This window comes from Aquibacillus halophilus (genome assembly GCF_009649745.1).
Taxonomy (GTDB): domain Bacteria; phylum Bacillota; class Bacilli; order Bacillales; family Amphibacillaceae; genus Aquibacillus; species Aquibacillus halophilus.
In genome coordinates this window covers 311012-323121 of the sequence record NZ_WJNG01000005.1, presented here as the reverse complement: position 1 = coordinate 323121, position 12110 = coordinate 311012, and the positions used below count along the sequence as shown (strand labels likewise).

Below are 12110 nucleotides of genomic sequence, written 5' to 3'. Positions count from 1 at the left end.
TAACTACTACATTAAACCAACCAGAGTTAAATACTTATAATGGTTGATTGTGGTGTAGACAATCGACTCTAGAGTGAAAAGTAACAAAGGTCTCATGCGACGAGTAAGCGCAGGTATTTTCGAAATGTCTATGGATTCCGCCTACGCTAGTAGTAGTGTTTTTTTTATTAAAGAAAAACCCATGAATTTATTGTCTCAAGGATCCATCCTTGAACAGTGAGCTACTCAAAGCGGAGGAAAAATACGACACTCCTATGGGAAAGGAACAGTCTGAAGACCCCGCAGTGAGTGTTCTTTACGAGCGAGGAGGCTGAGGCGTTCCCCATGGAAAGGGAGTGTTTTTCCGCAGCGGCGAAATAGCACTATTCCCAATAAAGACCGTAAGGAAGTCAGATGGTTACGTCGGAGTCTATAGATTATCCGTAAATAACAACAATCTTTTAGAAAACAGCCTTTTTTTGTAATACTGTTTTAAATAAATAGGATATATTCTTTTATTTTTAATTGTATGTATCATAATTCAACTGCTCATACTAATGCTATGAAAAGAAAGGAGCATTTTGATGGCAGAAAAAGATACCGGTAAACAAGATCAGAACGATGATCAAACAACGCAGTCATCGTTAGTCCAGAAAATACAGCAATTAGGACAATCATCAGTTCCAACTGCGCCTGACTCAAATATCCACATTTTATCAATTATTGGCCAGGTAGAAGGGCATGTGCAATTGCCACCGCAGAACAAGACGACGAAATATGAACATCTAATACCTCAAATTGTAGCCGTAGAACAAAATCCGAAAATTGAGGGTTTAATTATTATACTTAATACTGTTGGAGGAGATGTGGAAGCTGGACTGGCCTTATCAGAGATGCTTGCCTCTTTATCAAAGCCTACAGTTTCTATTGTTCTAGGAGGAGGACATTCGATTGGAGTGCCGATTGCAGTCTCTGCTAACTACTCCTTTATTACACCATCGGCAACAATGACCATTCATCCAATACGTTTAACTGGCCTAGTTATTGGTGTACCACAGACATTTGAATACTTAGATAAAATGCAGGAAAGAGTAATCCAGTTTGTAACAACTCACTCTAATATTGAAGAAGCTAAATTTAAAGAGTTGATGTTTGAAAAAGGTAATTTAACTAGAGACATAGGAACCAATGTGATTGGTACTGATGCAGTGAGTTATGGATTAATTGATGGAATTGGTGGGGTAAAGGAAGCAATTAAAAAGTTAAACGAGCTTATTGGAATTTATAAACAAGAAGGGAAAATGATCCAATGATTTTGTATACACCGTTGGCAGAATCCGATATATTTCCTACAGAACAAAAACAATTCGATAAATGTAAGACGATAATGTACCAGGGAAGTATGCTTGAAGTTGAACAGCAAGATGACGGTTCATTGCGAATTTTGCAGTTACTGTCTACGGATCCTCAGGATTACTTAAATAATTCTTTAAATCCTGGAGAAATCATTTCAACGAATTTAATTGATTGAATAGTTAATATTAGTTATTCTCTGTGATATAATAGATTTGGTAAAGTGGTTAATTTCGCCAACTAAGCTAAATTATTTAACCCTTGTCAACTTTTGACAAGGGTTTCTCTAATCAGTTGGTTAATTGCTTTATTTAACAGGTTGTTAAAATCCTTAACTAAGGAAATGGACATCTTCTGACAAACCACAGAGGTGATAAAATGGCTAGGAAAAGAAAAAGCAAAAAGAAACAGAATCAGTTAAAGAAACAAGTGAAATATGAGCTTTTTGGCATATTGTTTGTTTTCTTAGCTGTATTTGGCAGTGGTGCTAGTGCAATAAGCGATGGTGCAATTCCAGCCGGGTTAGAAAACATATTTCGTTTTAGTTTCGGGATATGGTATTTTATTGCCTCATTATTTTTGCTCGGTGTTGGCTTGTATCTAATGATAAAACGAAAAATACCCAACCTGCTGCATAAAAAAATGACAGGATTCTATATCATTCTATTAGGACTTTTATTATTTACTCATATTCAATCTTTTGAAGATATTATTTCCAGTTCGTTGAATCCGTCTATAATAAAGACTACCATGAACCATTTCTTTGAATACGTAAATGGAAATGTTCCTTCGAGAAACTTAGGTGGAGGAATGATTGGTGCACTTTTATTTGCCTTTAGTTATTATTTGTTTTCATCAGTAGGTGCCCATATAGTATCAATATTCTCCATCATTATTGGCGGGGTATTTTTGACTGAGTTTTCGATTGGTGATTTTATTGAAAAATATTGGATTAAAATCCGAATTTACGCAACACAGCAACTAAAACAAATGAAAGAGAATAAAAAGATTAAAAAGCAGGAAAAAGATGAATTATCTACTTCTGAATTTAACAATGAACCAGAAATACAGCAACCAACTAATGTTAGTATGGATGAACCAGTCATACAGGACTTTACCGATATTGCTTATTCTATGGAAAATATAAGGGAGGACACCGATCAGGTTAAACAGGAAGACCGAAAACCCACCAAGACTTCCAAGGATCCTACGGATGACATTGTAATTGATGAATCATTACCGATGACAGAAACTGAAAACTTCGACTATCAACTGCCACCGATTGAATTATTGACAGAACCGAAGCCAAATGGGCAACAACAAGAAAGATCACAAATTCAAGCAATTGTAAAAAAGTTAGAAAAAACTTTTAATAGTTTTGGAGTGAAGGCTAAGGTTACAAAAGTTCATGTTGGTCCTGCTGTAACTAAATATGAAGTATATCCTGATGTTGGAGTTAAAGTGAGTAAAATTGTTGGACTACATGATGATCTTGCCTTGGCTTTAGCTGCAAAAGATATTCGTATTGAGGCTCCAATCCCAGGCAAATCAGCAGTTGGAATTGAAGTTCCAAATAAAGAAATAGCTACTGTTTCTCTAAGAGAAGTTCTAGAAACAAAGCAAGCGAAGCAAGGTTCTATCCTATCGTTTGTTTTAGGACGAGATATCTCAGGCGATGCAGTAACAGCAGAACTAAATCGAATGCCTCACTTGTTAGTAGCAGGAGCAACTGGAAGTGGAAAGAGTGTTTGTATAAATGGGATAATCACTAGTATCTTAATGCGAGCGAAACCCCATGAAGTGAAAATGATGATGATAGACCCAAAAAAAGTGGAATTGAATATTTACAACGGTATTCCACATTTGTTAGCGCCGGTTGTGACAGACCCTAAAAAGGCATCTAGAGCATTAAAAAAAGTTGTTTCAGAAATGGAACGTCGTTATGAACTCTTCTCTGATACTGGTGCTAGAAATATCGAAGGCTACAACGAATATGTTAAAAAGTGCAATCAAGCAGAGAATGAAAACCAGCCACTGTTACCGTATATTGTTGTTTTAGTGGACGAGCTAGCTGACTTGATGATGGTTGCTTCCAATGATGTTGAGGATGCAATTACTAGATTAGCTCAAATGGCAAGAGCGGCAGGAATACATTTGATTATTGCAACACAGCGACCGTCTGTTGATGTTATTACCGGTGTAATAAAAGCAAACATACCATCGCGAATAGCATTTAGTGTTTCGTCACAAACCGATTCTCGTACAATCTTGGACTCAGGTGGTGCTGAGAAGCTTTTGGGTCGTGGAGATATGCTTTTTATCCCTGTTGGATCTTCTAAGCCCACCAGAATTCAAGGTGCGTTCCTATCTGATGAAGAGGTTGAGAGGATTGTAGATCATTGTATTGAACAGCAGAAAGCCCAGTATCAAGTAGAAATGATACCAGAGGAAGAAACAGAAATTAAAAATGATGTAGATGACGAATTGTTTGATGACGCTGTACAACTCATTACCGAAATGCAAACCGCAAGTGTTTCTATGTTACAAAGAAGGTTCCGTATTGGCTACACTAGGGCTGCTAGATTAATTGATGCGATGGAAGCTAGAGGTATTGTTGGACCATACGAGGGAAGTAAACCTCGGACTGTTTTAATTTCTCAAACTACCGAAGAAAAACTTTCATAAAAAAAGAATAATATGGACAAATTAAAAAAGGACCTTTCTTACTTAACGAATGTTAATGAGTTAAGGTCTTTGACATTCGTAATTAAAAAATATTCGACAAAAAAACTTGTTATTCGCGTTTTGGATTTTAATTATATAAATTTCTATTTATTTATATAATTAAAAGTGTTATATTTATCTCGGATATAGTGAAAGGATAGATTTAACAGTTTAAATTATGTAATGAAAATGATTACAAGTAAACGAGGGAATTTATTAAAACATATTTACCTACTCTTAACTTCTAGCGTGAAGTCAGGAAAAACTACATACTAAATAAATAATTTACATGTGTATAATGCTGTTTTCTCTTTCCATCTATTTAGCCATATACATAAATACTATAATCAGCTAGAAAATTGTAATTAATTGTCTGCAGTTTTTAAGTAATAAGTCTCTATATTTAATTAATTTTAGGGGGTGATCATCCATCATACTGGTAAAGTCGTAGGAAGTTTAGGTATAAATCTTAATTATATATAATGGGGGTTTTATTTTTGAAAAAGAATCGTTTACTATTTTTAATTTCTTTACTTTTAATGGTAGGTCTAGTATTAGGTGCTTGTGGAACTGACGAAGAAGATACAACTGAGGGTACAGAGGATACAACTGACACAACTGATACAGAAGAAGGTACAGATACTGAAACTGAAGCAGCAGACTTTAAAGCAGGTATGGTAACTGATATTGGTGGAGTAGATGATAAATCTTTTAACCAATCTGCTTGGGAAGGTTTAGTAGCATTTGGTGAAGATAACGGACTGTCAAAAGGTTCAGGAATTGATTATGTTCAGTCTGCAAATGATGCTGACTATCTACCTAACCTTAACCGTTTAGTTCAACAAGATTATAATCTTGTATTTGGTATTGGATATTTACTTGCAGAAGCTGTATCTGAAGTTGCTGGACAAAATCCGGATACTAACTTTGCAATTGTTGACTCAGTAGTTGAAGGTGACAACGTTGCAAGTATTACTTTCCAAGAACATCAGGGTTCTTTCCTTGTTGGTGTTGCTGCAGCACTTAAAACAGAATCAAATAAAGTTGGCTTTGTTGGTGGTGTTGAAGGTGACCTAATCAAAAAGTTTGAAGCAGGATTTGAAGCAGGTGTTAAGTCTGTAGATCCTTCAATTGAAGTAGTATCTCAATATGCTGATTCTTTTGGTGCACCTGATAAAGGTAAAGCAATTGCTGCTAGCATGTACAACAGTGGAGTAGATGTAATTTATCATGCTTCTGGTGGTACTGGAAATGGTGTTTTTGCTCAAGCAAAAGACATCAAAAATGCTGATCCTGATGCGTATGTATGGGTAATCGGTGTTGACCGTGACCAACATGAAGAAGGTGTTATCGGTGATACAAACGTAACTCTTACATCAATGGTTAAGCGAGTTGATATAGCTGTACAAAGCGTATCTCAACAAGCTCTTGATGGTGAATTCCCAGGTGGGGAAGTCTTGGCGTTTGGTATTGCTGAAGACGGCGTCGGAGTTGCACAAACAAACGAAGAAGCATATACAGCTGAAATAAACGACGCAGTAGAAGAATGGAAGCAAAAAATTCTTGGTGGTGAAGTAGAAGTTCCAGCTACTGATGATGAATTAGCTGCTTACCTTGAGTCTCTTTAAGTTCACTAATGAAAAAGGCTAGAGATTTTTATTTCTAGCCTTTTTTAAACTATAAGAATTGCTCTCTAAAAAAATCATCAAATGAAAGGTTAATTCCGGTCTTTTCATTTGACGATTTTATATCGCTATCGTCATTAAAAATTAACACCACCAATATAAATGTTCCAAATAAGGAGTGGGGATTTTTGGAAAATTATGTAGTTGAAATGCTTGATATTCGTAAGGAATTTCCAGGTATTGTAGCAAATGATAATATTAATTTACAAGTGAAAAAAGGAGAAATACACGCACTTCTTGGTGAAAATGGTGCTGGTAAATCAACACTGATGAACGTCTTATTTGGATTATATCAACCGGAAAAAGGAGAAATCCGTGTTAAGGGGAAAAAGGTAAAGATTACCGATCCTAACGTAGCCAATGAGTTAGGAATTGGGATGGTGCACCAACATTTTATGCTAGTTGATACTTTTACTGTTACCCAAAATATTATTCTAGGTAGTGAGCCAAGAAGGTATGGCACGATTGATATAAAAAAGGCTGAAAAAGATGTATCGGAGTTATCAGATCGATATGGCTTAAGGGTTGATCCAAAGGCGAAAATCCGTGATATATCTGTTGGCATGCAGCAACGAGTGGAGATTCTGAAAACGTTGTATCGAGGTGCTGATGTACTAATCTTGGATGAGCCTACTGCCGTTCTAACTCCACAGGAAATAAAAGAATTAATCGGCATCATGAAGTCTTTAGTTAAACAAGGAATTTCGATAATATTAATTACTCACAAATTAAAAGAAATAATGGAAGTTTGTGATCGGTGTACTGTTATTCGAAAAGGTGAAGGTATTGACACTGTTAATGTTTCAGAGACAAACGTAGATGATTTGGCTTCACTAATGGTCGGTAGAGAAATAAGCTTTACGACAGAGAAAACGCCAGCAGAACCAAAGCAAAGTGTCCTTAACATCCACGAATTAAAAGTATTGGATGCTAGAGGAGTAGAGATGGTAAAGGGATTAAACCTGGAAGTAAAAGCGGGAGAAATAGTTGGTATTGCTGGAGTAGATGGTAATGGTCAATCCGAACTAATTGAAGCTATTACCGGTCTTAGAAAGACTGAATCCGGTAAGGTATTACTTAATGATAAAGAAATTACTAACTTAACACCTCGAAAGGTTACTGAAGCAGGTGTATCGCATATTCCACAGGATAGGCATAAGTTTGGCCTTGTATTAGATTTTCCAATTGGAGAAAATATGGTACTACAAACTTATTATCAAAAGCCTTATGCTAAAAATGGTATATTATCTTTTAATAAAATTTACGATCATGCTAAGAACCTGATTAAAGAATATGATGTACGTACCCCGAATGTATTCACTAAAGCGAGAGCATTGTCTGGTGGAAATCAACAAAAGGCTATTATTGCAAGAGAAGTAGATCGTTCACCTGATTTAATTATTGCTGCACAGCCGACACGTGGATTGGACGTAGGAGCAATTGAATTTATACACAAAAAATTAATAGAAGAACGCGATAAAGGACGAGCTGTTTTACTAATCTCATTTGAACTGGATGAAATAATGAATGTTAGTGATAGAATTGCAGTTATGTTTGACGGGAATATTGTAGCAAATGTAAAACCTGAGGAGACTAATGAGCAAGAATTGGGACTTCTTATGGCTGGCAGTAGGAAAGAGAAAGTTGGTGGAGAGTAATGTTTTCGAATCGGATGTTTAATATATTAGTTCCAATCATCTCGGTAGTCTTGGGACTTATAGCTGGCGCAATTATCATGCTAGGTTTTGGTTATAATCCTTTTCAAGGTTATCTAGCACTTATAGATGGAGCATTTGGTAACGCTTATTTTTTTGGTGAAACTATTAGACAGGTTACTCCATATATACTAACAGGATTAGCTGTTGCATTTGCTTTTAGAGCTGGTTTATTTAATATTGGTGCGGAGGGTCAAGTTATCGTTGGCTGGTTGGCTGCTGTTTGGATCGGTACAACTATTGAAGCGCCTATGATTGTTCATTTACCTTTAGCTCTTTTCGCTGCCGCTTTAGCTGGAGGGATGTGGGGATTTGTCCCAGGCTTATTGAAAGCAAAGTTAGGTGTACATGAAGTTATTATTACAATAATGATGAATTATATCGCACTATATCTTACGAACCATCTGATTAGAAATGTTTTAACAGATACAAAAGATACAACGGATCGGGTCGTAGAAAGTGCTGCACTTTCCTCAGAGTGGTTAATGACATTGACTAGTTACTCCAGGCTCCATTGGGGAATTCTGGTTGCATTAGTTGCTGCCGTATTTATGTGGTTTTTACTAGAGAAGACAACGGCAGGATATGAGTTAAGGTCAGTTGGGTATAATCGACATGCATCTGAATATGCCGGCATGAAAGTAGGAAAAAATATAATATTGGCCATGGTAATTTCCGGAGGGTTTGCTGGTCTAGCTGGCGCTATGGAAGGGCTAGGAACATTTGGTTATATGCCTACCCATTCTGCCTTTACCAACATCGGTTTTGATGGAATTGCAGTTGCACTACTTGGTGGTAATGCTGCACTTGGAACTGTTATTGCTGCATTTTTATTTGGAACTTTAAAAATTGGTGCGTTGAACATGCCTACAGGTGCTGGAGTACCGGCTGAATTAGTTGAAATTGTAATCGCATTAATTATTTTCTTTGTAGCCTCTAGTTACATAATTCGCTGGGCGCTATTACGCTTGAAAAAGGAGGGGAAATAATATGTTAGATGTTTTGCAGTCTATTATACCAATTGCGTTATTCTATTCTGCCCCTCTAATTTTCACCGCATTAGGTGGAGTGTTTAGTGAACGATCTGGCGTTGTTAACATAGGTCTAGAAGGTTTAATGGTAATGGGTGCATTTGTTGGTATTGTATTTAATTTAGCTTTTGTAGACGTCCTGGGTGCTGCTACTCCTTGGGTGTCGGTGCTAGTTGCAATGGTAGTCTCAGCTGTTTTCTCTTCTATACATGCTGTTGCTTCGGTATCATTTCGTGCTGATCAAGTAGTTAGTGGTGTTGCTATAAACTTCCTAGCACTAGGTTTAGGTGTGTTTTTAACAAAGCAATGGTACGGAAAAGGGCAGACAGACATGGTAAGTAGACCTTTTTATTCTACTGATATTCCATTTCTAGCTGATATACCAATCATTGGACCATTGTTATTTCAAAAAATCTATCTTACTTCATATATAGCAATAATTGCTGCCATAGTTGCATGGTATGTATTGTATAAGACACCTTTTGGCTTGCGATTAAGATCGGTTGGAGAACATCCGATGGCTGCTGATACAAACGGGATAAATGTATATACGATGCGCTATATTGCGGTTATAATTTCGGGAGCTCTAGGTGGACTTGGAGGTTCAGTATTCGCATTAACAATTGCACTAAACTTTTCACAGTCAACAATTGTCGGTCAAGGATTTATGTCACTAGCTGCAGTAATATTTGGGAAATGGCACCCACTTGGCGCAATGGGAGCTGCTTTATTTTTTGGGTTTGCTCAAAGTTTGAGCGTTATTGGCGCAGGAGTCCCATTCTTGGCAGATGTGCCTAAAATTTATTTAACAATTGCCCCTTATCTGCTGACCATTCTTGCGTTAGCAGGATTTATAGGAAGAGCAGAAGCTCCCAAAGCTAATGGTCAACCTTATATAAAAGGTAGCCGATAAGAAAAAATCAAGAAAAAGAAACCTGGTAATTGTTACCTGGTTTCTTTTTGGTTACAATTAAGTCTAGAGTTATTGTAAGGATAGATACTATTTAAATAAGAAATGCTATACATATATTAAAATAGGGAGGATCTCAAATGCCATCAATTAAAGAAAAATTGCATAAGGAAAATGGATACAATTTGCATCTAATCCAAAGTGAAAAATACAAAACTATAAACATTGTCGTTAAGTTTAAAGCCCCGTTGGTAAAAGAAACAATTACTAAACGCGCATTGCTCGCATACGTCCTGCAACAAGGAACACAAAGTCATCCAAGCTCCAGGGAATTGCGGACAGCTTTAGATGACTTATATGGAGCAGTTCTAAGTATTGACGGTGGGAAAAAAGGTGAGAGTCATATCATGAGCCTTCGATTGGAAGTTGCAAATGAAAAGTACCTTGCATCCAATGAAGAGGTTATGGAGAAAGCTATGGAACTGTTAAATGAGATTATTTACCACCCTAAATTAGAGGGAGAACATTTTGATTCAAAAATAGTGAAAAGAGAAAAACAAACATTAAAACAAAAAATGGATTCGGTAATTGATGACAAAATGAGTTATGCTAATATGCGTCTCATTGATGAAATGTGTAATGATGAGCCATATAAACTTCATGTTCACGGTTATCCAGATGATTTGGATGAAATTAACGAAATCACCCTATTTGACTACTATAAAGAGCTATTAGTCAATGATCAAATGGATATCTATATTCTTGGTGACATAGAAGGCAAAGAGATAGATAAAACGGTACAGTCTAAATTCTCTCGAGAACATTCACAAACTCAACAACACCAGAAGGTTACTACAAAATCTGTAGAAAAGGTAAACGAGATTAAAGAGGAACAATCTGTTCAGCAGGGTAAATTACACCTAGGTTACCGTACCAATATTGGATACAATGATCCTGAGTATTTTGCATTACAAGTTTTTAATGGACTGTTTGGTGGGTTTCCAAGCTCTAAACTTTTTATGAATGTGAGAGAGAAACATAGCCTTGCGTATTATGCTGCTTCTCGAATTGAAAGTCATAAAGGTCTGTTATTTGTATTTAGTGGCATAGACCCTAATGATTATAATAAAGCAAAAGATATCATCCTTGAACAAATGGAGTCTATGAAGCAAGGGGATTTTACTGACAATCAAGTTGAGGAAACTAAAAATATGGTAATAAGTCAATTATTGGAGACGATGGATCATCCTCAGGGATTAATTGAATTATTGTACCATCAAATACTTTCTGATAGTCAAATTAAACCAGATCAAATGATTGAAAAAATTAAGGATGTTAAAAAGGATGACCTTCTTAAAGTTGGTGAGAAGTTGGAATTGGATACAGTCTATTTCTTAACAAGTAAAGGAGGAAATGTAGATGAATAAAACAAATTATGATCAATTAAAAGAAACCGTCTACTCTGAAAAGTTAGATAATGGATTGAGTGTATTTCTTTTGCCAAAACCTGAAATGGCTAAAACGTTTGGTATTTTTTCTACTGACTATGGATCGATTGACCAGAAGTTTATTCCAATCGGTCAGGAAGAATATGTTACTGTACCTGACGGGATTGCACATTTTCTTGAGCATAAATTATTTGAAAAAGAGGATAGGGATGTTTTTCAGGATTTCACCAAACGTGGAGCATCAGCTAATGCATTTACGTCTTTTACTAAAACAGCTTATCTTTTTTCTGCTACAAGTAGCATTGATGAGAATATGGAAACATTAATGGATTTCGTCCAAGAACCATATTTTTCAGAGAAATCAGTTGAAAAGGAAAAAGGCATTATAGGTCAAGAGATCACAATGTATGACGATCAACCAGATTGGCGTTCATTCTTTGGTACAATTCAAAGTTTGTATCAAAATCATCCGGTTCAGATTGATATAGCTGGCACTATTGATTCAATAGCTGAAATCACAAAGGATGACTTATACACTTGTTATAATACTTTCTATCACCCTTCTAATATGACATTATTCGTAGCAGGAAATTTCAACCCTGATACAATGATGCAATTAATAAAAGATAACCAAGATAGGAAAGAATTCCCAGCTATACCTGATATCAAAAGAAGCTTTCCTGACGAACCAGTAGAAGTAGCAAAAAAGAAACATATAATTGAGATGCCGGTATCCACTTCTAAATGCTTAGTAGGAATTAAAGAAGATATGAAGGAAGAAGGTATAGAGGCATTTTTACAAAAGGACCTTCTTGTTGATATGATTTTAGATCACTTTTTCTCGAAAAGCGGGGAATTTTATCAGGAATTGTATGATAATGACTTAATTGATAATAGCTTTAGTTTCGAGTCAAACCTTGAAAGAAATTTTGGTTTTTCTATTCTTGGTGGTAATACTCAAAAGCCAGATCAGTTGGCAGATGAGATAAAAGAGATGTTAGTAAAATTAAAAGACTTCTCATTAACCGAGGAGCAATTTGAAAGAATGAAAAAAAAGAAAATTGGTCACTTACTTCGAGCATTAAATTCCTTAGAATTTGTCTCCACTCAATTTGTTCACTATCATCTACTTGGAATTGATCTTTTTGAGGTGGTACCAACGATTGAAAAGTTGACTGTTCAACAGGCCAATGATTTTCTTCATCAATGGATCGATGAAGATAGAATTGCTGTGTGCCAAGTTATACCATCACAAGGGTGATAAT

Annotated in this window: 9 protein-coding genes; all 9 read left to right on the top strand. The window is 36.0% G+C overall.

Going from position 1 to position 12110, the window contains the following annotated elements; genetic code table 11:
- Positions 1-563 precede the first annotated feature (563 nt).
- The 9 genes from GH741_RS08170 to yfmH all read left to right on the top strand — a co-directional run bounded on the left by GH741_RS08170 (position 564) and on the right by yfmH (position 12106).
- Positions 564-1292, top strand: coding sequence for a ClpP family protease (locus GH741_RS08170; protein ID WP_153736286.1), 729 nt, complete (start codon positions 564-566; stop codon positions 1290-1292).
- A complete protein-coding gene (locus tag GH741_RS08165) occupies positions 1289-1510 on the top strand; it encodes a YlzJ-like family protein (protein ID WP_153736285.1) in 222 nt (73 codons plus the stop codon). Before GH741_RS08170 ends, GH741_RS08165 begins: the two co-directional genes overlap by 4 nt.
- Positions 1511-1710: 200 nt before the next feature.
- On the top strand, positions 1711-4017 hold the full coding sequence (locus GH741_RS08160) for an FtsK/SpoIIIE family DNA translocase (protein ID WP_153736284.1): 2307 nt from the start codon (positions 1711-1713) through the stop codon (positions 4015-4017).
- A gap of 578 nt (positions 4018-4595) precedes the next feature.
- A complete protein-coding gene (locus GH741_RS08155) occupies positions 4596-5684 on the top strand; it encodes a BMP family lipoprotein (protein ID WP_240795444.1) in 1089 nt (362 codons plus the stop codon).
- 206 nt (positions 5685-5890) lie between these two features.
- Positions 5891-7399 (top strand): ABC transporter ATP-binding protein, encoded by a 1509-nt coding sequence (locus GH741_RS08150; protein ID WP_153736311.1) that lies wholly within the window; start codon positions 5891-5893, stop codon positions 7397-7399.
- Positions 7399-8445 (top strand): ABC transporter permease, encoded by a 1047-nt coding sequence (locus GH741_RS08145; protein ID WP_153736282.1) that lies wholly within the window; start codon positions 7399-7401, stop codon positions 8443-8445. Before GH741_RS08150 ends, GH741_RS08145 begins: the two co-directional genes overlap by 1 nt.
- A 1-nt stretch (position 8446) precedes the next feature.
- Positions 8447-9400, top strand: coding sequence for an ABC transporter permease (locus tag GH741_RS08140; RefSeq protein ID WP_153736281.1), 954 nt, complete (start codon positions 8447-8449; stop codon positions 9398-9400).
- A 137-nt stretch (positions 9401-9537) separates the two neighbouring features.
- A complete protein-coding gene (gene yfmF / locus GH741_RS08135; protein ID WP_153736280.1) occupies positions 9538-10824 on the top strand; it encodes an EF-P 5-aminopentanol modification-associated protein YfmF in 1287 nt (428 codons plus the stop codon).
- A complete protein-coding gene (yfmH, locus tag GH741_RS08130; RefSeq protein WP_153736279.1) occupies positions 10817-12106 on the top strand; it encodes an EF-P 5-aminopentanol modification-associated protein YfmH in 1290 nt (429 codons plus the stop codon). The genes yfmF and yfmH overlap by 8 nt, the downstream gene beginning before the upstream one ends.
- Positions 12107-12110 lie beyond the last annotated feature (4 nt).